The 24,010-nt window shown below is 70.7% G+C and carries 20 protein-coding genes and 1 pseudogene; 6 read left to right on the top strand and 15 right to left on the bottom strand.

Features of this window, described 5'->3' with window-relative positions; all coding sequences use genetic code 11:
• Window positions 1-2 precede the first annotated feature (2 nt).
• Both QN141_08080 and QN141_08085 read left to right on the top strand, forming a co-directional pair.
• Window positions 3-2,198, top strand: a complete 2,196-nt coding sequence (locus QN141_08080) for a sodium-translocating pyrophosphatase (protein ID MDR7558433.1) — start codon at window positions 3-5, stop codon at window positions 2,196-2,198.
• A gap of 77 nt (window positions 2,199-2,275) precedes the next feature.
• A complete protein-coding gene (locus QN141_08085; protein MDR7558434.1) occupies window positions 2,276-3,505 on the top strand; it encodes an MFS transporter in 1,230 nt (409 codons plus the stop codon).
• Between the two features lie 39 nt (window positions 3,506-3,544).
• Here QN141_08085 and QN141_08090 read toward each other — a convergent pair whose 3' ends face one another.
• From QN141_08090 to QN141_08115, 6 genes and pseudogenes are all read right to left on the bottom strand, one after another.
• Entirely contained in the window at window positions 3,545-3,889 is a 345-nt protein-coding gene (locus QN141_08090) for a hypothetical protein (GenBank protein ID MDR7558435.1), read from the bottom strand.
• Window positions 3,890-3,944: 55 nt separating this feature from the next.
• Window positions 3,945-4,457 (bottom strand): annotated as a pseudogene (locus QN141_08095) (beta-ketoacyl synthase N-terminal-like domain-containing protein).
• A 5-nt stretch (window positions 4,458-4,462) separates the two neighbouring features.
• The gene (locus QN141_08100) at window positions 4,463-4,903 is read right to left on the bottom strand and encodes an SRPBCC family protein (GenBank protein MDR7558436.1); all 441 of its coding nucleotides are present in this window, start codon (window positions 4,901-4,903) and stop codon (window positions 4,463-4,465) included.
• Window positions 4,887-6,068: an FAD-dependent monooxygenase gene (locus tag QN141_08105; protein ID MDR7558437.1), complete on the bottom strand. Its 1,182-nt coding sequence runs from the start codon at window positions 6,066-6,068 to the stop codon at window positions 4,887-4,889. Before QN141_08105 ends, QN141_08100 begins: the two co-directional genes overlap by 17 nt.
• Window positions 6,065-6,784 carry a methyltransferase domain-containing protein gene (locus QN141_08110; protein MDR7558438.1) on the bottom strand — a complete coding sequence of 240 codons (720 nt, stop codon included), beginning with the start codon at window positions 6,782-6,784 and terminating at the stop codon, window positions 6,065-6,067. Before QN141_08110 ends, QN141_08105 begins: the two co-directional genes overlap by 4 nt.
• A 104-nt stretch (window positions 6,785-6,888) precedes the next feature.
• The gene (locus QN141_08115; GenBank protein MDR7558439.1) at window positions 6,889-8,271 is read right to left on the bottom strand and encodes a phosphodiester glycosidase family protein; all 1,383 of its coding nucleotides are present in this window, start codon (window positions 8,269-8,271) and stop codon (window positions 6,889-6,891) included.
• Window positions 8,272-8,946: 675 nt separating this feature from the next.
• On the opposite strand from QN141_08115, the gene QN141_08120 reads away from it, so the two are divergent.
• A complete protein-coding gene (locus QN141_08120; GenBank protein MDR7558440.1) occupies window positions 8,947-10,329 on the top strand; it encodes a cobyrinate a,c-diamide synthase in 1,383 nt (460 codons plus the stop codon).
• 143 nt (window positions 10,330-10,472) lie between these two features.
• Window positions 10,473-12,095, top strand: coding sequence for an alkaline phosphatase family protein (locus QN141_08125; protein MDR7558441.1), 1,623 nt, complete (start codon window positions 10,473-10,475; stop codon window positions 12,093-12,095).
• On the opposite strand, the gene QN141_08130 is transcribed toward QN141_08125, so the two are convergent.
• Window positions 12,092-12,454, bottom strand: a complete 363-nt coding sequence (locus QN141_08130) for an iron-sulfur cluster assembly protein (GenBank protein MDR7558442.1) — start codon at window positions 12,452-12,454, stop codon at window positions 12,092-12,094. The two genes, QN141_08125 and QN141_08130, sit on opposite strands and share 4 nt — an antisense overlap.
• A gap of 47 nt (window positions 12,455-12,501) precedes the next feature.
• On the opposite strand from QN141_08130, the gene QN141_08135 reads away from it, so the two are divergent.
• Window positions 12,502-15,177: a UPF0182 family protein gene (locus tag QN141_08135; protein MDR7558443.1), complete on the top strand. Its 2,676-nt coding sequence runs from the start codon at window positions 12,502-12,504 to the stop codon at window positions 15,175-15,177.
• A 6-nt stretch (window positions 15,178-15,183) separates the two neighbouring features.
• Here QN141_08135 and QN141_08140 read toward each other — a convergent pair whose 3' ends face one another.
• The 6 genes from QN141_08140 to QN141_08165 all read right to left on the bottom strand — a co-directional run bounded on the left by QN141_08140 (window position 15,184) and on the right by QN141_08165 (window position 21,119).
• Window positions 15,184-15,342 (bottom strand): hypothetical protein, encoded by a 159-nt coding sequence (locus QN141_08140; protein ID MDR7558444.1) that lies wholly within the window; start codon window positions 15,340-15,342, stop codon window positions 15,184-15,186.
• A gap of 126 nt (window positions 15,343-15,468) precedes the next feature.
• Complete coding sequence (gene menC / locus QN141_08145) at window positions 15,469-16,581, bottom strand: o-succinylbenzoate synthase (GenBank protein MDR7558445.1); 1,113 nt, start codon at window positions 16,579-16,581, stop codon at window positions 15,469-15,471.
• Entirely contained in the window at window positions 16,578-17,330 is a 753-nt protein-coding gene (locus QN141_08150; protein ID MDR7558446.1) for a GNAT family N-acetyltransferase, read from the bottom strand. Before QN141_08150 ends, menC begins: the two co-directional genes overlap by 4 nt.
• A gap of 264 nt (window positions 17,331-17,594) precedes the next feature.
• Window positions 17,595-18,968 (bottom strand): nicotinate phosphoribosyltransferase, encoded by a 1,374-nt coding sequence (locus QN141_08155; protein ID MDR7558447.1) that lies wholly within the window; start codon window positions 18,966-18,968, stop codon window positions 17,595-17,597.
• A 1-nt stretch (window position 18,969) separates the two neighbouring features.
• Complete coding sequence (corA, locus tag QN141_08160) at window positions 18,970-19,932, bottom strand: magnesium/cobalt transporter CorA (protein ID MDR7558448.1); 963 nt, start codon at window positions 19,930-19,932, stop codon at window positions 18,970-18,972.
• A complete protein-coding gene (locus QN141_08165; GenBank protein ID MDR7558449.1) occupies window positions 19,929-21,119 on the bottom strand; it encodes an adenosylhomocysteinase in 1,191 nt (396 codons plus the stop codon). The genes corA and QN141_08165 overlap by 4 nt, the downstream gene beginning before the upstream one ends.
• Window positions 21,120-21,244: 125 nt before the next feature.
• Between QN141_08165 and QN141_08170 the strand changes: the two genes are divergently transcribed.
• Complete coding sequence (locus tag QN141_08170) at window positions 21,245-21,718, top strand: peroxiredoxin (GenBank protein ID MDR7558450.1); 474 nt, start codon at window positions 21,245-21,247, stop codon at window positions 21,716-21,718.
• 149 nt (window positions 21,719-21,867) lie between these two features.
• Here the strand turns inward: QN141_08170 and QN141_08175 are convergent, their stop codons facing one another.
• Complete coding sequence (locus tag QN141_08175) at window positions 21,868-23,016, bottom strand: DNA polymerase IV (GenBank protein ID MDR7558451.1); 1,149 nt, start codon at window positions 23,014-23,016, stop codon at window positions 21,868-21,870.
• A 7-nt stretch (window positions 23,017-23,023) separates the two neighbouring features.
• Window positions 23,024-23,917 (bottom strand): hypothetical protein, encoded by an 894-nt coding sequence (locus QN141_08180; protein ID MDR7558452.1) that lies wholly within the window; start codon window positions 23,915-23,917, stop codon window positions 23,024-23,026.
• Between the last annotated feature and the right edge of the window lie 93 nt (window positions 23,918-24,010).

A 24,010-nucleotide genomic window follows, 5' to 3' on the forward strand; every position in this document is an offset into this window, starting at 1 on the left:
CCGTGAGCGAGTCATCCGTGACGTTGCCGATCTTCGGCCGGCTGGAAACCCTGCTGCGGACGATGCTGCTCTTCATCGCCGCGGTGACGGTGGGGCTGTACCTGTTGTACCGCCCGATCTACGCCGACCATCCCACGCTGGCCACGGGCATCGCCCTCGCCTTCCTCCTCGGGTGTTTCGCCTCCTATGGGGCGGGGTTCGTCGGCATGACCTCCGCCGTGCACGGGAACGTCCGGGTGGCGAACGCCGCGCGGCGCAGCTACCGCGAGGCCCTGCAGATCGCCTTCCAGGCCGGCACGATCTCCGGCATGTTCACGGTGGGATTGGGCCTGCTCGGGGCGACGATCATCTTCATGCTGTTCCGGGAGCACGCGATGCGGGTGCTGGTCGGGTTCGGCTTCGGCGGCTCGCTGGTCGCGGCGTTCATGCGCGTGGGCGGCGGCATCTACACCAAAGCGGCTGACGTGGGCGCGGACCTGGTGGGGAAGGTCGAGGTGGGCATCCCCGAAGACGATCCGCGCAATGCGGCGGTGATCGCGGACAACGTGGGCGACAACGTCGGCGACTGCGCCGGGATGGCCGCCGACGTCTTCGAGAGTTACGAGGTCACGCTGGTCGCGGCGATCATCCTGGGCGCGGCGACCCTGCTCGACCCGGAGTTCGTGGCGCGCTACGGCGGGCCGGCGGAAGCGGGCCGCTTCGCCCTGAAGCTGATCATCTTCCCGCTGCTGGTGCGGGCCATCGGGGTCTTTGCCTCGCTGGTAGGCACGTGGGTGGTGCGGGGGAAGGACGAGGAGATCGGCGATCCGATGCGGCCGATCAACGTGGGCTTCTGGACCGCGGCGCTCCTCTCCGTGGCCGGCTTCGGTCTGGTGAACTGGCTCTACCTCAGGGACCCGGCGACCGGTGCGCCGGACTTCCGCTTCTTCTTCGCCACGTTCACCGGCATCGTGCTCGCCGTGGTCATCGGATGGCTGACCGAGCTGTTCACGCACCCGGACCGCGGTCCGGTGTCGGAAATCGCCTACGCCACCAAGACCGGGCCGGCCACCATGCTGCTCACCGGCCTGGGCACCGGGCTGGAGAGTACCGTGGCCTCCATCCTGGCCATCGCCGTGACCCTGGTCGCCTCCTTCGCCATCTTCGGGGGCAGCGTCGCCCTCGCCGCCTACGGCATCGCCCTGGCCGGCCTCGGCCTGCTGACCACCACAGGATTCATCCTGGCCGAGGACACCTTCGGGCCGATCGTGGACAACGCCAACGGCATCTTCGAGATGTCGGGGGTGGAGCGCGGGGAGTCGCTCGCCGGCCGCATCGTGGCCCGGCTCGATCAGATCGGCAACACGACGAAGGCGCTGACCAAAGGCTTCGCCATCGCCACCGCGGTGGTCGCGGCGATCGCGCTGTTCCGATCCTTCATCGGCGAAGCCCGCCTGTTCGTGACGGCCCAGGACCTGGCCGCATCCGGCGCGGCGCGGGCCGGCGAGCTGCTCACCCGTGTGGGCATCCAGGTCAACCTCCCCCTGGTCTTCATCGGATTGCTGATCGGCGGGGCGGTGCCGTTCCTGGTCTCCGCCTTCCTCATCCGGGCCGTGGGACGGTCGGCCTTCCTCGTCGTGGAGGAGGTGCGCCGGCAGTTCCGGGAGATTCCGGGACTGCTCGAGGGGCGGGCCCGCCCCGATTACTCCCGCAGCGTGGACATCGTCACCAAGAGCGCCCAGCGGGAGTTGCTCAGCCCGGCCATCCTCTCGATCAGCGCGCCGGTGATGGTCGGCTTCGGCCTGGGGGCGGGCGCGCTGGGGGCCTACCTGGCCGGCGCCATCCTCACCGCGCAGCTGCTCGCGGTGTTCATGGCCAACACCGGCGGCGCCTGGGACAACGCCAAGAAGAAGATCGAGGACGGCTACCTGGGCGGGAAGGGCACGGACGCCCACAAGGCCGCCGTGATCGGCGACACGGTGGGCGACCCGCTGAAAGACACCGCCGGCCCGGCCCTGAACCCGCTGATCAAGGTCATGAATCTCGTGGCGATCCTCATCGCGCCGGTCGTCATCCAACCGCTCCCACCCGGCGTCCGCTACGGGGTGGTCGCTGTGGCTGTGGTCCTCGTCGTGGTGGCCGTGGTCCTGAGCCACCGGAGCACGATCATCGCGGAGGCGGCCCGGGCGACGCTGGCGGTGGCGGCCCGGGTCAAGTAGTGCGCCTCGCCCCGGTGGGATCCTGATCGGCGAGCTCCGCTGACGGACGGACTGGTGAGCCTCCTCCTGCGTCACCGATGCCGGACGACACGGCGGTAGCAGTTCGGCAGTACGTCCCGCCCTTCTCGCCCCTCCGGCACCGGAACTTCCGGCTGCTGTGGACGGGCCTGCTGGTCAGCAACACCGGGTCCTGGATGCAGTTCGTGGCCCTGGGCTACCTGGTGGATCGCCTGACGGAGTCGCCGCTCTACCTCGGTGTGCTGGCCGCCGCCCAGGCCGTGCCGCGCATCGCCTTCTCCCTGCTGGGGGGTGCGATGGCCGACCGCATCGACCGCCGCCGCCTGCTGTTTGCGACCAACCTCTTCCTCATGGTCAGCGCCTCGCTGCTGGCCGCACTGACCATCAGCGGCCAGATCCGCATCTGGCAGGTCCTGGCCATCGCCGCCGTCAACTCGCTGGCCCAGTCCTTCGACATGCCGGCGCGGCACTCCATGGTGCCGGCCCTGGTCGACGAGCGCGAGGTGCTGAGCGCGGTCAGCCTCAACTCCGTGGCCTTCAACGGCGCGGGCATCTTCGGCCCCTCCCTCGGCGGCCTGATCATCGCCTGGATCGGCGAAGGCGGGTGCTTCCTGCTCAACGCGGTGTCGTTCCTGGGGACGCTCGGCGCCCTGCTGCTGATGCGGGTCCCGCGGCAGGAAAGAGGCGGGCAGGTGCGTATCTCGGAGGACCTGCGCGAGGGGTGGCGGCTGCTCCGGGAGCACCGGCACCTCCTGCTTTTCCTGGCCACCGTGGCGACCACGAGTTTCTTCGGTCGGCCGTACGTGCGCCTGCTGCCGACGTACGCCCGCGAAGTCCTGGGCGTGGGCGCCACCGCGCTGGGCCTGCTGCAGTCGGCGCCGGGCATCGGGACGGTCTTCTCGGCGCTGGTCGTGGGGCGGGCCTCGGCCCGTCGCGGGAAGGGGACGCTGCTGGGGACGGCGGTCCTGCTCTACGGCGTGCTGGTCACCGCCTTCGGGTTCGCCCGGTCGTTCCCGCTGGCCCTGGCCCTGCTGGTCCTGATGGGGATGATGCAGGCGATGGCGCTGGCCTCGGCCAACACGCTGGTGCAGCTGAACACGCCGTCCCACGCCCGGGGACGCCTGATGGGGTTCTACAGTATGGTAGCCTTCGGCGGGATGGCCCTGGGCAGTCTCCCGGTGGGGGCGGTCGGCGACGTCGTCGGCGTGGGCCCGGCCCTCTCCGGGGGCGGAGTGATCCTGATCCTGTTGGCCCTGGTCTTCATTCCCCGTCTCCGGGCCTTCGAGTGACGGTCACGCCCCCACCTGCCCTCCGGGGCGGTTCATGCCTCATCGAGGGTACCGGCCGAACACCAGCGCGGCGTTGATCCCGCCGAAGCCGAACGAGTTGCTCAGGACGTAATCTACCCGCCGGGCGCGGCCTCCGCCCGGGATGTAGTCCAGGTCGCACTCCGGATCGGGCTCTTCTAGGTTGATCGTCGGCGGCAGGTACTCGTCCCGCAGCGCCAGCAGGCAGATCGCCGCCTCGATGGCGCCCGTCGCGCCCAGGGCGTGGCCGTGCATCGCCTTCGTGCCGCTTATCGGGATCCGATAGGCGCCCTCCCCGAAGACGGCTTTGAGCGCCTTGGTCTCCGTGACGTCGTTCAGGGGCGTCGAGCTGCCGTGGGCGTTTATCCACGCCGCCGGCCAGCATCACGTCGGCATGCCCTTGGCGGATCGTGCGGAAGGCGGCGCCGATGGCGACGGCGCCGGAACTGCAGCTGTCGGAGTTGGCGCTGGTGGGGCCGGTGAGGCCCAGGTCGATGGCGATGTTGCAGGCGGCCGCGCCGCTGAACACGGCCAGGGCCAGCGTCGGCCTGACCCGGCGCAATCCCTCCCTCAGGAACACCGCGTGCTGCTCCTCGGCGAAGGCGCCGCCGCCGAGGGCCGCGCCGATGAAACAGCCCACCTGGTCGCGGTCTTCGTCTTCGAGACGGAGTCCCGCGTCGTCCACGGCCTGGCGCGCCGCGGCCACCGCGAACTGCGCGAAGCGGTCCAGCCGGCGGGCGCGCCTGCCGTCCAGGTACCGGAGGGGGTCGAAGTCGCGCACCTCCGCGGCGATCTGCGACGAAAAGGCGCGGGCGTCGAAGCGGGTGATGCGGTCCACGGCGGAGTGGGCGGCACGCACCCCCAGGCGCAGCCCCTGTGCCCCTGAGCCGATGGGGGTCACCGCGCCGATCCCCGTGACCACGACCCTCCGCATGCCGATCACCTCCCCTCCAGGATCCGGGCCAGGCCGGCGAGCGTCCGGGCGGCGATCCAGTCGATGAACACCGGGCCGACGAGGAGGTCGGAGACCACGCCCCCGAGGAGCGGCCAGGACAGGGCCAGATCGTGCACGATGGTGACGCGGGTACCCTCCGCAACCGGCTGCAATCGCCATTCCACGATCATGCCGCGGGTGATGCCGGCCACGTGCCGGAACACCATGCGCCCTTCCGCCGGCCGTGGTTCCAGACGGGCCGTCCAGCGGGCCGGCCGTCCGCGAATGCGGCCGCCCATCTCAAAGAGGACGAACTGCTCGCTCCGCTCCAGCACGCGGCACCAGCGATAGGCAGGATGCAGCGCTGGCCAGCGATCCACATCCGCGGCCAGGGCAAAGACCGCCGCGACCTGAGCCCGGATCAGCCCTTCATGCCGGGTGTGCATCGGTCCCCAGGAGCAGGCCGAGGAGGAAGCGGATGGAGAGGACGGCCCGCGGATCCAACACGTCGCCCGTGGCACCGAGCAATCGGCGGGCGGACTCCTGGTTCCCGGCCAGCCGGCGCACCAGCGCCGGCGCGGCGCGAGGATGGAGGGCCAGGGCACAGACGGTCTTCAGCAGGCGGATGCGCGGTCCGAACCATGCCGCCCGTTGGCGCTCGTAGCGGCGCAGGGCGGCGGCCGAACAGTCGCCCGAGCGCAGGGCGCGGTCGGCCGCCTCCGCGGCGAAGAGCGCCGAGCGCAGGGCAAAGGAGACGCCCTGACCGGTGAGCGGCTCCACCTGGCCGGCCGCGTCTCCGGCCAGTAACAGCCGGTCGGCGACGGCGGGATGGGCGGAGAAACCCAGCGGCCCCGCCACCCGGAAGGCGGATTCGCGGCGCCAGCCCCGGAGGGTCTCGGCCAGGACGGGGAGCCCGGCCAGGCCGAACGCGAACGCCTGCTCCGCCGACCGACGGTGGAAGATGCGTCGCGGCAGGGCCAGACAGGCGTTTGCCGTGCCGTCCCCGAAGCGGGCCACGCCGCCGTAGAGCCCCGGTCCCAGGTGCAATTCCCCCGCGGGCGGGCCCGGCACGCCCGAGAAGTATGCGCCGATCGCAAACCGGTCTCCGGCGGGCGCGCGCCGCCATCCGAGGCGCCGCGCGATCAGGGAGTGCATGCCGTCGCAGGCGATCAACAGCCGCGCGCCCAGGGTCCGTCCGGAAGGCGTCTGCCGGACCGCGACACGGTCGCCGACGGTCACGGCATCCACCCGGAATCCCTCCACCACCTCCACCCCGCGGCGCTGCGCCCGGCGCAGCAGCGACAGATCGAGGTCTTCCCTGCGGATGAGGGCGCCGTACCCCGAAGGAAAGGCTCCCCGAAAGCAGGAGCCGTCCTGGGCGAAGACGCTCATCGAGGTGACGGCTCCCGCACCGTCCAGCACGGGCAGGGTCTCGGGGCCGTCGGTGAGCAGGCGGATCGCGCCCGGATTGCAGTAGTCGCCGCAGGGCTTGGGCCGGGGGAAGAGGGCCCGGTCCACGAGCACGACCCGCCAGCCCAGTGCGGCGAGGTGCGCGGCCGCGGCGGACCCGGCCGGCCCCGCGCCCACGACAAGGACGTCGGCGTCCCTCATGGACGGCTGTCAGCCGGCGGGCGGACAAGGGCCGCGCGGAATCCGCCGTGGCGCCGGACGCGGGCCGAAAAAAGACCGGCGCGATCGAGGAGGTCACGCATCTCGGGAACGGTGAACGCCCGCAGGACGGAGACCGGCCCATCGTGGCGGGCCAGGCTGCTCCGCGCGAACAGTCGCGTGTCCAGCCACGCGCCGGCGTAACTGGCCCAGGACCGCACGACGTCGTGGATCACGAACGCCCCGCCGGCCACCCGGTCGACCTCCCGCAGGAGCCCGATGGCGTCGTCCTCGGCAAAGTGGTGGAGGGTCAGGCCGCAGTTCACGATGTCGAAGACGTCGTCACCGAAGGGCAGCCGCAGGGCGTCGGCCCGCACCAGCGCCACCGCGACGCCTTCCCGCTCCGTGCGTTCTCTGGCCCGGACGAGCACCGCGGGATTCACCTCCACCGCTACCACCCGCACCGCGATGCCGCGCCGCGCCGCCCAGGCCGTGATCGCCACGGGAATGTCCGCCCCGCCGGTGGCGACGTCCAGCACCCGCAGCGGCCGGCGGGGGATTTGCCTGGCGAAGGCGTCGAGATAGTGCAGGACGAGCCGGAGGCCGCCGTAGCGAAAGTTCACCCGGCGCAGGTCAGAGAGCAGGGCGGCCAGCGCCCGGGGGTCCTGCCCGGGTGTGTCGAGGAACTCGCGGATCTCGCGGCGGGCCGGGGCCGGCATGGCTCTGCCACAGTTCTACGCACGAGGATGTGACGCTCCTGTCACATCCTGCGGCGTGGAGTCCGACCGGGGCTGTGATGCGGGGTCGGTGGGGTGGCGGGGCGTCAGGGAGCGCTGCCGGCGCGGAGGATGAGCAGCGCCGATCCCACCGGGCGCTCCGCCCCGTCCGAGGGTTCGTTCACGGTGCGGCCGCCGACGACCATCGTGGCCGAGCCGCCGCCGTCGAGGTTCATCGCCTCCCGCGCGCCCAGGCTGACCATCAACCGGGCCAGCTCGTCCAGCGTCATGCCCGTGTTCCGCCGGCTGCGACCGTCCACGGTGACAAAGATGAGTTTCCCCTGGGCCGTGATGCCCACGGCGGTTCGCGGAGCGCGCTGGGCGAAGAGCCGGAAGGGAAACCACTCCCAGAAGAAGGGGACGAAGACGCGGCCGTCTTTGACCAGCCGCGGGCCGCCGCCCAGGGCGCTGACCAGGTCCGCCTCCGGCCAGAGGGTGAACCGGACCGTGACCCGCTCGCCGATCGTGAGATGGCGGGTGAGCAGTGCGGCGTCGTTCTGATTGACGGCAAGGACGTACCCGCGGTCGGGGATCATGATCCGTCCCGAGGCAAACCGCTGGACGATCCCCTCCCGCACGACCGCGGCCGTGGGCAGGGCGGGGGTGAGGGGGCCGTAGCGCGGGGTGTAGACCGCCACCGCGCCGGCGTGGGGTGGCCGGTTCACCGCCGAGACCCACAGCACCACGTTGCCGGCGGTCTGCACGCGGCCCTGGAACTCGAAGGCCCGGATGAACGGCTCGCCGTCGCGGGTGATGGCGAAGACCGACCGCCGGGGGAGCGGGGCGGAGACGAGTTCTCCGTCGATCACCACCATCCCCAGGGGGGCTCCCGTGCCGGAGAAGAAGCCGCCGTTGATCCCCGCCACGGCGTCATACCGGGTGGCCACGACGCTCGTCGTCTCCATGCCCGCGCCCACGTCTCCCGCAATCACCGGCCGGATCTCCACGTCGGAGGCGCGCGGGTCCACGCGCAGGACGTGGACGGCCGTGGACCCGCGCCCGGTGGCCACGCGCATCTTCTCGTAGGCGACGCTGGGCGGCAGCGGGGTGGTGGCCATCCAGGGGGGAATCACCAGCACCGCCACCGCCTGGGGGTGATACTTGATGAAGGTCTTGTAGCGGGCCGGCTTCTTCAGGTCCAGGTAGATGCGGGCGAGCCCCGGCATGTACTGCCGGATGCGCAGCCGGCGCACGTACTCGTGGTCGACGGCCTCGGTGTGCCAGCGCGCGTTCCCCGCCTCCCACAGGTCCAGGACGATGCTGTGCCGCTCCGCATAGGCTCGGAAGTTCACCGGGCCGTCGAGGCGGATCAGGAGTTTCCCGATGGGACCTTCCGTCGTCCACTCCACGCCGCCAATCATGGTCTGGGCCGCCGTCACCGGCGACCCGCCGCCCACCGGGCGGGGCGGAGCAGCCGTCGCCGCGTTCACCTCCGGCGGCTGGCCTGGGCCGGAGGAAGGCGCGGCGGAGGCGGGGGGGCCGGTCGAGGTAGCATCGGTCGGAGCGGACTCCTGAGGCGCGGAGGCCGCCGGCGTGGTCGTCACCGACGGAGCGGGCGGAGGAGAGGAAGGAGCCCCCGCCGGTCCGGGCACACTGCCGTCCGGCCCCAGGGCGCCCCAGGCAGCGGAGGCCAGCAGGAAGATCAGGACGGTGATGAGCGAGAGTCGAAGTCTCCTCAGCGACCTCACCGTGTGCAGGAACGGCCTTGCCACTAGAAATACCCCGCCCGCGGGGACCGCTAGACGCACCGGTCGCCGCCCGGAGGGGACCTTCCCGCAGGGCGATGCAGCCCGGCCGCGTCGGGTCAAGGGCGCGGCGCGTCAGGCGGGAGCGCCGAAAAGAAAAGCGCCCCGGCCCACGAGAACCAGGACGCTGGGAAGACCGAGAAGGTTCCGATCTATCCCGAGATCCCCTTCCGGTGGGCCGGGGTCAGTCTACGCATCGCCGGCCTCACCCCCTTTCTGGTCAGCCATCTGGAAGACCTAAAACGCGTCCAGGGTAGCATTGCCCCTGCGGAGTTGTCAAATGCGGGGGCGCATCTGGGGCGGGGTCGTCGGGCATGGTCGAGGGGATCGCGGGCCGTTGTCGAAGAGGGCAGCAGTTCCATGAACCTTCCCCGCATCGTGGTGGCCGGGACCCACAGCGGCTGCGGTAAGACCTCGGTGGCCCTGGGCCTGATCCGCGCCCTCCGCCGCCGGGGGATGACGGTCCAGCCCTACAAAGCCGGCCCCGATTTCATCGACCCTTCGCTGCTGGGCGTCGCCGCCGGGCGTCCCGCCCGCAACCTGGATTGCTGGATGCTCCCTCAGGCCACCCTGGTGGAACTGCTGGTCCGGGGCGCGGAACAGGCCCAGATCGCGGTAATCGAAGGCATGATGGGGCTGTACGACGGTCACGGCGGCGTCGGCGACGACGGATCGACCGCCGAAGTGGCCAGGATCCTGCAGGCTCCCGTCATTCTGGTGGTCGACGTGGGCGGCTCCGCCCGCAGTGCCGCCGCCACAGCCCTGGGCTTCACGGCCTTCGACCCCCGGGTGAACATTGCCGGCGTGATCGCCAACCGGGTCGGCGGGGCGGCCCACGTCCAGATGCTGCGGGAGGCGATGGCCTCCTCCTCCGCCCCGCTGCTCGGCACTCTCCCCTGGGACGACCGGCTCCGGCTTCCCGAGCGTCATCTCGGCCTGGTGCCGGCCGCGGAGGCCTCCCCCGAGGCCGCGATCGAGGCGCTGGCCGACGCCGTGGCCGCGAATGTCGATCTCGATGCGGTGCTCCGGGTGGCCCGGACGGCCCCGCCCGTCGTCGTCCACGGGCCGCCGGCATTCCCGCCGATTTCCGCCCCGGGGTCGGCGCGGATCGGCGTGGCGCGCGACGCGGCCTTCACCTTCTACTACCAGGACGGGCTGGAACTGCTGGAGGCCTACGGCGCCCGGCTCGTTCCCGTGAGCCCGTTGAAGGATGCCGGTCTCCCGGAGGTGGACGGTTTGTACCTCGGCGGGGGATTCCCCGAAATCTACGCCCGCGAACTGGCGGACAACGTCCCGATGCGGCGCGCGGTGGCCAGGGCCATCCGGCAGGGGATGCCGGTCTACGCCGAGTGCGGAGGGATGCTGTACCTGGCCGAGACGCTTGTGGACGGGACGCGCCGGGCGGAGATGGTCGGGGTCCTGCCCGCGTCCGCCCGGATGCACGGACGCCCCATCGCCCTCAACTACGTCACCGTGGAGGCGGAGGCCGACACGCTGCTGCTGCGGACCGGCGAGTCGGTGCGCGGGCACCAGTTTCACTGGTCCACGCTGGAGCCGACCGGTCCGCTGCCACTGGCCTACCGCTGCATGGGTGGCGCGGGGATCGCCGGCGGCCGCGACGGCATCGCCATGGGGGCGGTACTGGCCACCTTCACCCACGTCCACTTCGCGGCGAAGCCCGAGATGGCCGCCCGTTTCGTGGCCGCCTGCCGCCGCTTCGCCTCCGCCGGTGCGGCGCGCTGACGCCGCAGCAGGGCCGAGGGGGGCCGCAGGCTAAAGGGAGGAAGCAACGGGCATCATCGATCCGAAGGGGTGAACCGTCCATCCGGGGCACCGTCGCAGCGCTGATCCTCATCCTGGTCCTTGCCGGCACAGGGTACGGTGCCTTGAAACTCACCCGCTACTCCTGGGACGCCGTCGCGGCGTACCGCTCACCCTTCGTCACGCCGCTGCCCCGCGGGGCGGGCGGCCCGGCCCTGACCCGGCGGGTCGTCCTCGTCGTGGTGGACGGGCTGCGGCTGGATGCCTCCCGCGCGATGACGACGCTCAACAGCCTCCGAGAGCAGGGCGCGGACTTCACGGCCTGGACGGAGGAACCGTCGCTGTCCTATCCGGGCTGGACGGTGATCGCCTCCGGTGCGACCCCGGAGGTCAGCGGGGTGACCACCAACTGGTACGAAGGCCGGGTGCCGGTGGACCACCTCTTTGCCTCGGCGCTGTCGGCCCGTCTGCGCACCGGCGTGGCCGGCAGCCCGGGGTGGGCGATGCTCTTCGACGGCGCGGTGGAGGCCCGGGTGCTCGTGAAGGATCCAGAAGACTACACCGACGTCGCCGCCGCCCACCGAACCAGCGCGGAGGCCACGGAAGGGGCGCTGGACCTGCTGGCGCAGGACGTCGAGTTCCTCCTGCTCCACCTGCCGGGCGTCGACATCCTGGGCCACGGCTTCGGCGGCGCCAGTCCCCAGTACGCGGAGGGGGTGCGCCGCACGGACGGCCACCTCGCCCAGGTGCTGCAGGCCGTGGATCTCGCCACCACGACGTTGATCGTCACGGCGGACCACGGCCACACCGATGCCGGAGGGCACGGGGGATGGGAAACGGCGGTGAAGCGGGTGCCGCTGGTCCTGGCCGGAGCCGGCATCCGCCGCGGGGTGCAGGGGGCCGACGTCCGGCAATCCGACATCGCCCCCACCGTGGCCGCGCTGCTCGGCATCCCCATCCCGTCCCACAGCCAGGGACGTCCGCTGGTCGAGGCGCTCGACGGCGACCTCTCCACCCTTCCCCGGCGCTGGGCCGAGCAGCAGCGCAACTTCTACAGCTACGTCGCCGGATTTCTCGGCCACCTGCCCCTGGCGGCGCTCTTCACCGATGCCCGGTTGAACGCCCTCCACGATGACGGACCGGACGGCATCGTCGCCCTGGCCGACGAGATCGCAGGGGACTACGCCGCCGGGCGGGAGGCGCGCCTGGAACGGGAGCGGCGGCGGCGCCTGCCTGTCGCCGTCGGCGCGGCGTTCCTCCCTCTCATCTACCTCGCCCTGCACGGGCGCAAGCGCGTGCTGCTGCCGGCGGCGCTCGGGGCGGCGGTCTTCTTCGCCGTCGACTACGGCCTGTTCTTCGCCCGGGGGGGCTCGTTCTCGCTCAGCGTGTTCAACAGCGAGGCGATGATTCAGCGGTTCTTCCAGCGCCGGCTGCTCGATGCGGCCGTCGCCGTCTCCGCCGGGGCGCTGCTGGCCGGCCTGCTCACGGCGCGGGGCGGGATGGGCGATGCCGCCCGGGCCGGCCTGGACACCGGAATGCTGACCGGCTACGCGCTGCTGCTGCAGGTGCTCTACTTCTTCTGGCGGTGGGACATTGCGTTCGCCTGGTACCTGCCGGACCTGCGGGCGGGCTTCAAGTACTACCTGGACCTGCTGAAGATGGTCCCCGTGGGGGTCCTGGCGCCGGGCTACATGCTGGTCGCCGTGCTGGGCCGCGGGATCGCCCGGACGCTGTTCGCCTTCCGCTAGACGGGAAAGCCGAGGCTCTGCAGGGCGACGCGGCCGTCCTCGGAGAGCCGCTCCGGTGTCCAGGGCGGGCTCCAGACAAACTCCACCTGAACCTGGTCGGCCCCGACGGACTGCAGTTTGTTGCGGATCTCTTCCGCCACATAGGGACCGATCGGACACCCCACGGCGGTGAGCGTCATCTTGATCGCCACGTTCCACCCGGTGATCTGCAGGTCGTAGATCAACCCCAGGTCATAGATGTTCACCGGGATCTCCGGGTCGTAGATCGTCTTCAGGACGTCGACGACCTGCTCCCGGGTCAGCGCCTCCGTGTCCTGCCGCTCCGTCGTCTCCACCATGGCCTGATTGTACCACGGCAAAGGAAACCTCTCCCGCAGCGACAATACCTCGTGGGGGAGGCGCGACCGTGAGACTGCGTCTGTGGCTGCTGATCCTCTTCGTCCTGCTCTTCATCCTGGCGCCGACGCTGGCCCGCTGGTACACGGACTGGCTGTGGTTCGGCGAGCTGGGCTACCGCCGCGTCTTCTGGGTGCCGCTGCTGTCGCGCATCGGCGTCACGGCCGTCGTCGGCGGGGGCCTGTTCCTCCTCTTGGTCCTGAACCTCCGTCCGCTGCTGCCGGCGCGCGAGGCCGACATCATCGATCTCGAGCCCCGGGGCCCCCGCCGCTTCCGCCGGCCGATCCGCTCCCGCGGGGGGACGCTGCTCTGGTCGCTGGCCGGCCTGCTGGCCTTCGCCGCCGGGCTCGCGGCCAGCCGGCGGTGGGCGATGTTCCAGCAGTTCGTGCACAGCCGCCGATTCGGGGTCGCCGACCCGCTCCACGGCGCCGACGTGGGATTCTACGTCTTCCGCCTCCCCGTCTACCAGTACCTGGAGGGGGCGCTCTTCGGGTGGCTGGTCGCGATCTTCCTGGTCGTGGCCGCCGGGTACTACCTGCGCTACGCCTCACGGATGGTGCGCGGGGTGTGGGCTCTGCCCGGGGGCGCGCGCGCCCACCTCAGCCTGCTGGCCGGGCTGACGCTCCTGGTGCGCGGCTGGGGGTTCTGGCTGGATGCCTACGGCCTGGTGTACTCCCCGCGCGGGGCGATCTTCGGGGCCACCTATACCGATGTGCACGCCGTCCTGCCCGCGCTGCGGTTGCTTGCCGCGCTGTTCGTCATCGCCGCCCTGCTGCTCTTCGCCAACGTGCGGGCCCGCACGATCCGCTTCGCCGTCCTCACCGTCCTGGGAATCGCCGTGGCCTGGGTCGCCGGGCTCGGCGTCTACCCGCGCCTCGTCCAGCAGTTCCGCGTCGCGCCCAACGAGCTGACGGTGGAGACGCCCTACCTCCGCCACGGGATCGCCGCGACGCTGCGGGCCTTCGGCCTGGATCGGATCCGCGAGGTGAGCTTTTCCGCGGATGCCGTCACCGCAGAGATCGTGGAGCGGAACCGCGCCACCATCGACAACGTGCGGCTGTGGGACTACCGTCCGCTGCTCTCCGCCTACCGGCAACTGCAGACCCTCCGACCCTACTACGTCTTCGGCGACGTGGACATCGACCGCTACCGGGTCGACGGCGGGCAGCGCCAGGTGATGCTCGCCGCGCGCGAACTGGACAGCGGCCGTCTGACGGCGCAGGCCCGCACCTGGGTGAACCAGCACCTGGTCTACACCCACGGGTACGGCCTGGTGATGAGCCCGGTGAACCGCATCACGGAGGAGGGGATGCCGGAGTTCTTCATCAAGGACATCCCGCCCGTCGCGGTGCGCGGGCTGACCGTGACCCGGCCGCAGATCTACTTCGGGGAGCACACCGGCCGTTACGTCATCGTCAATACGGCCGTCCAGGAGCTGGACTACCCCAGCGGCGATACCAATGTATACACGGCCTACAGCGGTCGCGGCGGGATCCGGCTCACCCCGCTGCGACGCCTGGCCTTCGCCTATCGCTTCGGGGATCTCAAGCTGCTGCTCTCGCGGGACATCGGCGCCCAGAGTCGGATCCTCTTCGCCCGGGACCTCGGAAGCCGGCTGCGGCGTCTGGCGCCCTTTCTCACCTACGACACCGATCCCTACCTCGTCCTCGTGGGCGGCCGTCTGGTCTGGATCGTGGACGCCTACACCACGAGCAGCCGCTATCCCTACGCCACCCCCCACGACGGGATCAACTACATCCGCAACTCGGTGAAGGTGGTGGTGGATGCGTACGAGGGGACGGTGGACTTCTACATCGTCGACCCCGGCGACCCGGTGGTGGACAGCCTGGCCGGGATCTTCCCCGAACTGTTCAAACCCGCCGCGGCGATGCCGGAGGAGATCCGTGCGCACCTGCGCTATCCGGTGGACATGTTCGAGATTCAGGCGCAGGTCTACGCCACCTTCCATATGCGTGATCCGCGGGTCTTCTACAACCGGGAAGACCTCTGGACGATCCCCACCGAGCTCTTCGGGAACGAGTCGGTGCCGGTGGAGCCCTACTACGTGACGATGCGCCTGGGGAACGAGCCCCGGCCCGAGTTCATCCTGATCCTCCCCTTCGCTCCCGCCAACCGGGACAACCTGATCGCCTGGATGGCGGCCCGCAACGACGCTCCGGCGTACGGCGAGCTGGTCGTCTACCGTTTCCCCAAGGATCGTTTGGCGTTCGGGCCGATGCAGGTGGAGTCCCGCATCAACCAGGACCCCGTGATCAGCCAGCAGCTGACGCTGTGGAACCAGGAAGGCTCGCGCGTCATTCGGGGGAACCTGCTCGTCATCCCGCTCGAGGACACCCTGATGTATGTCGAGCCGCTGTTTCTGCAGGCGGAGCGCAGCACGCTGCCGGAACTGAAGCGGGTGATCGTGGCCAGCGGCCCCCGCATCGTCATGGCGGAGAGCCTGGAGGCGGCCCTGGACCAGCTGCTGGGGCGGACGCCGGGTCCGACGCGGCCGGCCGGCTCCCCGCCGGCAGGCGGGACGATCGGCGAGCTGATCCGTCAGGCCCGGGAGGCCTACGATCGGGCGCAGCAACGGCTCCGGCAGGGAGACTTTGCGGGTTACGGACAGGAGTTCGAACGACTGGGCGAGCTGCTCCGCCGGTTGGAGCAGGTCGAGCGGCCGTAAGAGAGGTTACGGCTGAGCCGGGCCCAACGTGGGGCGCTCCTCCGGGCGGAGGCGCTCCTCCGTCTTCCGGCGCTCCTCGGCCCTGCGGGTCTCGCGCTCCACCCACTCTTCGGGTGTCCAGGTGCCGACCCAGAGCTCCAGCGGGTCGCGGTGCCGTTCACCCATCGATCAGTCCCTCCGAAAAAGAACAACGCCCCCGCCCCAGACGGAGGCGTCGCGGCCTCAGATCACCTTCATGATAGCACGGGTGTCAAGCGGCCGGCGGTTTCCCGCTCGGGCGGGCCGCCGGCGTCAGGCCGGGGCGAAAGACGCCCGGCGCGTGGTGACCTGCTCGATCCGGTCCAGGCGGACCTGGAACCCGAGGCCGGGAGCGCGGGGGACGGTGACCGTGCCGTCCGGGTTGATCGTCACCGGCGGATCGATGAGGTCCTCCTGGAAGTAGCGATCGCTGGCCGAGAGGTCGGCCGGAAGGGTGAAATTCGGGAGCGAGGCCAGGGCGATATTCGCCGCCCTGCCGATGCCCGTCTCCAGCAGACCTCCGCACCAGACGGGGGCGCCGGCGCGCTGGCACAGGTCGTGGGTGGCCACGGCCGCGGTCAGGCCGCTCAGACGCGCCGCCTTGATGTTGATGATCCGGCAGGCGCCGATCTCCAGGGCCTTGCGGGCGTCGTCCGGGCTGACGATGGACTCGTCCAGACACAAAGGGGTACGCAGCTGCGGTTGCAGCCGGGCGTGATCGACGAGATCATCCTCCCCCAGCGGCTGCTCGATGAGCAGCAACTCGTAGTCGTCGAGATCGCGGAGCACGGCGGCCTGCTCCAGCGTATAGGCCGAGTTGGCGTCAACCTGGAGCCGGATCTGGCCAAAGCTCCGGCGGATGGCCTGCACGACGGCGACATCCCATCCCGGTTTGATCTTCACCTTGACCCGACGATAGCCGCGGGTGAGGAACTCCTCGACACGTTGAAGCAGCGTGCCCACCGTCGGTTCGATCCCCAGGCTGACGCCGACGTCGATCCGCTCCCGGGTGCCCCCCAGAGTCCGGGCCAGGCTGATCCCGCGGGACCGGGCGTAGAGGTCCCACAGCGCGGCCTCCACCCCGGCCTTGGCCATGTGGTGGCGGCGGAGGTGGCGGACCAGCGGGGGGAACTCCGACGGGTGGGCGAAGTCGCGGCCCAGCACCAGGGGCAGGATGAAGGCCTCCAGCACATGCCAGGCCGTGCCGACGGTTTCCTCATTGTAGAGAGGCGCCCGCGCGGCCGGGGCCTCACCCCAGCCCTCCAGCCCGTCGGCAAAGAGCCGCACCAGCACGCACGTTTTCGTCTCCTCCCGCCCGAAGCTCGTCTCGAAGGGGAAGACCAGGGGGAGCTCCACGATCCGCAGTTCGGCACGTTCGATCTTCACCCGGCCACCTCCGCGCGTTTCTTCCGCAGGATGTACGCCCCCTGGACGAAGTCCACGGCCTCGTAGCCGGCGGCGAAGGCGCGTTGAAACGCCTCGCGGGTGCGCAGCCGCCACCGCCGGACGCCCTCGATGTCGGTCCGCCGGAGGGCGTCGAAGTCGGCGGGGATCTCGATCCGGAGGAGGGCGCCCTCCTCGTCGAGGACTTCGCCGGACGGCGGCCGCCCGCCGGCCAGCAGCCTCACGCGCTCGCTGCGCAGCCACCAGTCGACCTCCAGGCGGTCGCTGGGCAGGCCGCGGTTCAGGGCGTCCGGCATCTCCCCGTAGTAGTCCACGTAATACCGCGACGCGCAGGCGCCGAGCCGGTGCAGGTTGAGGTGGGCGTTGGGCGCCTGGAGGGGGTCAAAGGTCCAGACCATCCGTTCCAACCCCCGGGCCAGGGCGGCCTCGCGCTGCGCCTGTTTGAGGCGGAAGCCGACACCCCGCCCCCGCCAGCTCCGGACCACGCCGGCCATGTGGGAGTAGAAGAGCGGTCGTCCCTCGCGCAGGCCGACGAAGCCGTAGCAGAATCCGATCAGTGCTCCTGTCGTGTCGAAGGCGCCCAGGACCAGACCGCCGGCGGAGACCGAGGCCAGCAGGTGGTGGGTGGGGACGACGTCGCGATCGGGCATGCCCCACACCTCCTGCTGTAGCGCTTCGACGGCGCGGAGGTCGGCCAGCGCGGTGAGCGGACGGATCACGATGTCATCCATCGCCTCGCCCCCAGAGATTTTTCCACGGACCGGCAGGAGAATTCCACCTCGATGTCGCACACTTGCACAACGCACGTCTAACGTCCTGCGGCGTGTGGTAGGGTGCATCGGGAAGGAGCACCGGCGCACGGCGATCCGGTCGAGCTCCCCGGTGCGCGATTACGAGCGCGGAAGCGCGAAGGGGGGAACTTCGAAGTGGCAAAGAAGAAGGGTGCCAAGAAGAAGAAGCGGTAACCCACCGCTTCCCCGCGCGGCGATGGCCTGTTACGGCTGTCGCCGCGTTTCGTTTTTCTGGAACATCTCCCGTTGCAGCGCCTCCAACTCTCCGCTCAGCGTCACCGGGGAGGGCGGGACGGTGTGGAGATGGGTGAAGGGCGCCGGCAGTCCGGCCAGAGCCTGCCGGCACCGTTCCCGCATCCGCCCCAGGGGCTCCGCGGCCGTGGCCCGCCCTGCGGCCATCACCCTCCGCAGGAGCGGTTCGGCGCCGGGCGGGCCGGATTCGTCGGCCAGGGCGATGACGTCCTGCGGCCCCTCCGCGGTCCGACGGCGCCACACCTGCTTGCGGCCCGGCAGCGTGGCCTTCCCCGCGGAGAGTTTGATCTTCGGTCCCTGGCGATCCTCGACCAGTTTGTAGACGCCGCCCATGGTGGGCGCGTCCTCGGAGGTGCCGAGGGCGGTGCCCACCCCGAAGGCGTTCACCGCCGCCTGCTGGGCCAGGATCTGCTCGATGCGGTACTCGTCCAGGTCGCCGGTCAGGATGATCTGGACGTCGGTCAGCCCGGCCTCGTCGAAGATCGCCCGGACTGCCCGGCTCAGGGCGGCCAGATCGCCGCTGTCGATGCGCACCCCGCGCAGGCGCTGGCCCCGGCCGGCCATCTCCCGGGCGACGGTGACCGCGTTCCGCGCGCCCTGCAGCGTGTCGTAGGTGTCGATGAGCAGGATGGCGTTCTGGGGGAAGTCCCGGGCAAAGGCGCGAAACGCCGACAGTTCGTCCGGGAAGGACATCACGTAGGAGTGGGCCATCGTCCCGTAGACGGGAATCCCGTACTCCATCCCGGCCAGGACGTTGCTGGTCCCCACGCACCCGGCGATGTAGGCGGCCCGCGCGGCCTTCAGCGCGGCGTCGGCGGCGTGATCCCGGCGGGGGGAGAAGTCGATGACGCCGCGCCCCTGCGCCGCCAGCACCACCCGGGCCGCCTTGCTGGCCACCATGACCTGGTAGTTGATGGTGTTCAGGAGGAAGGTCTCCACCAGTTGCGCCTCGATCCGGGGGGCGATGATCTCCAGGACGGGCTCCGGCGGGAAGAAGAGCTCTCCTTCGGGGATGGCCCAGACCTCGCCGGTGAAGCGGAACCGGCGCAGGAAGTCCAGGAAGGCGTCGCTGAACAGGCGCAACCCCCGCAGATAGGCGATCTGGTCCTCGCCCACCCGGAGGTGCTGGAGGTAGTAGAGCGCCGACTCCAGCCCGGCACTCACCAGGAAGGAGCGCCGCGGCGGCAGCGAGCGGATAAACAGGTCGAAGACGGCGACCTCGTTCATGCCCTGGCGCAGGTAGCTGTCGGCCATCACCAGCTCGTAGAGGTCGGTGAGCAGTCCCATGTTCTGGGGGGAGACGAAGCCGAAGGACGGGTAGCTCATCTCACAGCCACCGCAGCCGTCTGAAGGCCGCCACCATGCCCGCGGCCACCGCCACCATGAACAGCAACACGGCCGCGGCGCCCCACGGCGCGCCGAAGGCCGGGACGGTGCGCTCGAAGTTCATGCCGTAAAACCCCGTAATCACGGCCAGGGCCCCGGACAGCGCCGTAATCACCGTGAGCACCTTGACGATTTCGTTGAGCCTGTTGCTGATCACGGACATGTAGATCTCCACCGCCCCGGTGAGGAGATCGCGGTGGGTGTCGATCATGTCCGTGATCCGCAGCAGGTGGTCGTAGACATCCCGGTAGTAGACCAGCGTCTCCGGCCGCACCAGGGCCAGGTCGCGCCGCATCAGGCTGCTGAAGATGTCCCGGAGCGGCGAGGAGACCCGGCGCATGTGCAGCAGCGACCGCTTCAGGGTCAGGAGGTGGTCGAGGGCCTGCGGCGTGGGCCGCCTGAAGAGCTGGTCCTCGGCCCGGTCCAGGGCCTGGTCGATGCGGTCGATCACGGGAAAGTAGGTATCCACCGCCGTGTCCACGATCGTGTAGAGGATGTAGTCGGTGTGGGTGCGCAGGGCGGGGGCGGCCTTGGCCAGCCGCAGGCGGGCCTCGTCGATGACCGGGCTGGGCTGGGGATGCACCGTGACCACATAGCGGGGAGAGAAGAACAGGTCGATCTCCTGCAGGCTGACGGTCTGGCGCTGCCCCGCAGGACGCAGGGCGTGCAGGGTCATGAAGCAATACCCGGCGTATTCTTCGAGTTTGGGACGCTGGGCCTGCTTCTGCGTGTCTTCGATGGCCAGGGGGTGGAAGTGGAAGACCTCGCGCATCATCCGGAGGTCGTCCTCGCCCGGCCCCGTGATGTCCACCCAGAGCAGGCCGTCGGGGCGGGCCAGCAGGTCGCCGACGGGCTGCGGCGGGTCTTCCACCACCTGCTCGCCGGCGCAGTAGACGATCTTCATCCGCCCACCCCCGGCGCGACCGCGGCAAGGGCGGCCACCTGCTCCTCCACCTCCGCGGGCATGAGGTGCAACCCGGGCGGGAACGCGTCGTGGCGGCGGACGATGAAGGCGATGCCGGCGAGCATCAGCGCCGTGGTCAGGTCGAAGGCATCGTAGGGATCGCCGAATCCCGCCGCCAGGTTCAGCATCGCCCCGCCGGCCAGGAGGTAGAGGCGGCGACCGTCCAGGAGGAACTCCTCGAGGCCCGGCCGCACTGGTGTTCGCCCGCCGCCGGGCGCGGCCGCGGCCCGGCGCAGCGCGGCGACATCGATCTCTCCGTTCGAATGTCCGGCGTTGGCCAGGATGCAGCCGTCGCGCAGCACCGCGACCTCCCCGGGGCCGATCACACCGTCCCGGCCGGTCGCCGTGATCACGACATCGGCCGCGCGCAGGGCGTCGGGCAGCGCGGCGACGCGGGCGCCCTGGTAACGCGCCTGCATCTGGCGGACGGGATCGAGATCGGTGACCGTCACGTGCGCGCCGAGCAGCCGGGCGTACTCCGCGATGCCCTGACCCACCAGGCCATAGCCTATCACCGCGACGCGGCGGTCGAACAGCGTCAGGCGGGTGACCTCGATGAAGGTGTGCCAGACCATCAGACCGACCAGGTAACGGTTGTGCAGGCCCCGCTTGAGCGTCAACCCGTCCCAGTTGAACACCGGCACCGGCAGGCGGAGCCGGCGGAGGAGGGCGATCCCCGTGCCGGTGGCCTCCATCGAGGCCCGCAGGGGCGGGATGCGCTCCGGGAACTGGTCCACCAGAAGCGCGGTCAGTTCTCCGCCCATCTCGCTGATGAACTCCGCCCCGGCGCCGGCCGCCCAGCGCAGCGCCTCCTGCCGTTCCGGCTCCGTCATCCCCGCCCAGGCGTAGACCTCCGCTCCGGCCGCGCTCATGAAGGCGGCGACGTCGTCCCGCGTGGTGGCAGGGTTGCAGCCCACGACGAACAGGCGGGCGCCCGCCCGGAGGAGCGCCTCCACCACGGGGACCATCTTCACGTCCAGATGGATGTTGAGGGCGATGGTGCGGCCGCGGAGGAGGTGCGGGTCCAGCCGCTCCGCCACCGCCTCGGTCAGGGGGATGTGCCGCCGCAGCCAGAGGAGCTCCGCTGCGGCATCGGCGGCACGCGAGGCATCCCTGAGTCGCGACATGGGAATGAACGACGGGTATCGGCAAGTTTGTTCGAGCGAAGGCGTCGTGCTCCTGCCGTGGTCCCGGGCCGGGGCGCGGCGGTGCCGCGGGCGGCAGCAGGAGATCACCCCGAGGAGGTGGCGTCGTGCCCGTCGAGGTCGGTCAAAAGGTCCCCGATGTGCCCCTGGTCAATGCCGAGCGCAGGATCGTGAAGCTCTCCGAGTTCTTGGGCCGACCCACCGTGCTGGCCTTCTTTCCCGGCGCCTTCACGGGCGTGTGCACGAAGGAAGCGTGCACCTTCCGCGACTCGATGGCGCGCTTTGCCGGGGTCGGCGGGCAGGTGATCGGGATCAGCGTGGACAGCCCCTTCGCTCAGAAGGCGTTCGCCGACGCCCACAACCTGAACTTCACCTTCCTGAGCGACTTCAACCGCCACGCGGTGAAGACGTTCGGGATCGAGGATCCCAACTTCGCCGGCGGCGCCCTGCCCGGCGTGGCCAAGCGGTCGGTCTTCGTCCTCGACCGCGAGGGCACGGTGCGCTACCGCTGGGTCTCCGACAACCCCGGAGTGGAGCCCAACTACGACGAGGTGGCGGAGGCGGTCAAGGCGATGTCTTGAGCGCGCCGACGGTCGGGCTGCAGACTGGCCGGTGACTCCACTGGGTGGTGGACACTGGGTCCGGACCCAGTTCCGTTCGGGAACCCGGGTGCGTCAGACCACCTCGCCCTCCGGGACGCGTTCCCCACGGGAATGGCGTGAATCGGCCTTCACCAATCGGCGGAACCCGGTTCCTCGCCGTCCACCCGCTCGCCGTCGCTCGCAGCGCCGCCGGCGTCTCCCGCTCCGCCACCATCCTCATGCGCCTCACGCCGGTGCGCCTCACGCCGGACCAGGCCCGAGACCCGCACGCCCACGAGGCGGACCGGCCGGTCAAGGGTAAACCGGTCCAGCAGGGTCAGGGCGGCCTCGCGGATCTGCCGGGCGTTCCCGATCTCTTCCTCCAGGGTGCGCGCGCGGGTGTGGGTCTTGAAGTCGTGGTAGCGGATCTTCACCGTGACGGTCCGGCCCCGGTAGCCGTCGCGGCGCAGGTCGTCCGCCACCTCCTCGGCCAGGGCGGCGATCGTCCGGACGATCACCTCCCGTTTCCGGGTGTCCACCTGGTAGGTGGTCTCCCGGCTCATCGACTTCGGTTCCCACTCCGTGACGATCGGGCTGTCGTCCTCCCCGCGGCAGACGTGATACAGGTACGCGCCGTGGTGTGGCCCCAGCAGCGCCTGGAGCCGCTCCAGCGGCACGGCGCACAACTCCCCGACCGTCCGGACGCCGAAGGCCTCCTGCAACCGCGCCGCGGTCTTGGGCCCGACGCCCCACAGCACCCGGACCGGCAGGTCCCGCAGCGTCTCCGCCGCGCGGTCGGCGGGAATCCGGGTCACCGCGTCGGGCTTGCGCAGCCCCGAGGCGATCTTTGCCAGCAGCTTGTTGGGTCCGATGCCGACGGAGATGGTGAGGCCGGTTTCCTCCCGGATGCGGCGGCGGATCGTCTCGGCGAGGTCGAGGGGGTCCTCCGGGCGGGCCGAGACGTCCAGGAAGGCCTCGTCCACGGAGACCTGCTCCACGAGGGGCGTGTACTCGCGCAGGATGGCCATGATCCGCCGGGAGTACTCTCCGTAGGTCCGGAAGTCGACCGGCAGGAAGACCGCCTCCGGGCACAGGCGGTAGGCCGTCCGCAGCGGCATCGCGGAGTGGATCCCGTAGGCCCGCGCCTCGTAGGACGCGGTGCTCACCACTCCCCGCCGATGCGGATTCCCGTCGCCGCCCACGACCACCGGCCTGCCCCGCAACTCAGGCCGCCGCAGCTGCTCCACCGCGGCGAAGAAGGCGTCCACATCGACGTGCAGGATGGTCCGGCCGGTCATGGGGCCCTCATCGGGGGCGCTTTCCCCCCTGCGTCGCCAGCAGCTGCGGGTGGACGAACACCGTCTCGCCGGCGATCTCGGCCTCAACGACCCGCCCGGCCAGCGCGCGACGCGCGGCGGCGAACAACGCCGGCGGCCACCGGAAGAGGCCGGCGGCGGTGTCCACCGAGACGGCGCCCAGGGTCTGCACATAGCGTTCCAGCAGCACCGTGGCCGCCTCCAGCGTGGTGATGCCCGCTGCGGCCCGGACGACCTCGGGCAGCCAGCGGTCAAAGGTGTCCCAGATGTAAGCGTAGCTGCCCCGCTCCTCCTCCGCCACCTTGGCGATCAGGCAGCGCTCCTGCAGGTCGTGCAGGGCGCGGTGAAAGGCGCCGGAGCGGTCGCCGCCGGGGACGAACTGCCGGCGCAGGGTCCAGGTGGAGCACCGGCCGTGATCGCGGAGATACTCGTAGATCTCCTTGCCCAGGCGCGGCAGCCGCCCTTCCCGGTAGGCCTGCAGGTAGTCGTCGGGTTCACCGACGTTGCCGGTCAGGACAAAGAAACAGGGGAGGTAGATCGGGGAGACGAAGGTCGGCTTGCGGGCCAGCAGCCGCCCGTAGAACAGCTTGCGCTGCCGGACCAGTTCGTCCTTCCACCGCCAGGCCCACGTCCACATCCGATCGACGCTCCGGGTGTCCAGGACATCGAAGAGCCCCGGGAGATCCCCCGGACCCGCGGTGAACGCGTAACAGAACCCCAGGGCGCGGACGAAGCGCAGCGCCCCGCCTTTGGTCCGAACCCGGTACGACTCCAGGAGCGCGCGACGGTAGCGTGCCACCTGAGCCCAGCGCAGACCGGCCACCCCCCACTCTTCTTCCACCGGGAGGACGGCCTCCTCCGCCGCGCCGCCGGGCGGGCACACCGGCGGCGCCGTCCTTTGGCAGGATGCGGCCGCAGTTGGTACACTGATACCGCGTTTGGTGTATGACGTGCCATCGCCCGTTCCGGTTGCTCC

The sequence above is a fragment of the Armatimonadota bacterium genome (assembly GCA_031459765.1).
In the GTDB taxonomy this organism is placed as follows: domain Bacteria; phylum Sysuimicrobiota; class Sysuimicrobiia; order Sysuimicrobiales; family Kaftiobacteriaceae; genus Kaftiobacterium; species Kaftiobacterium secundum.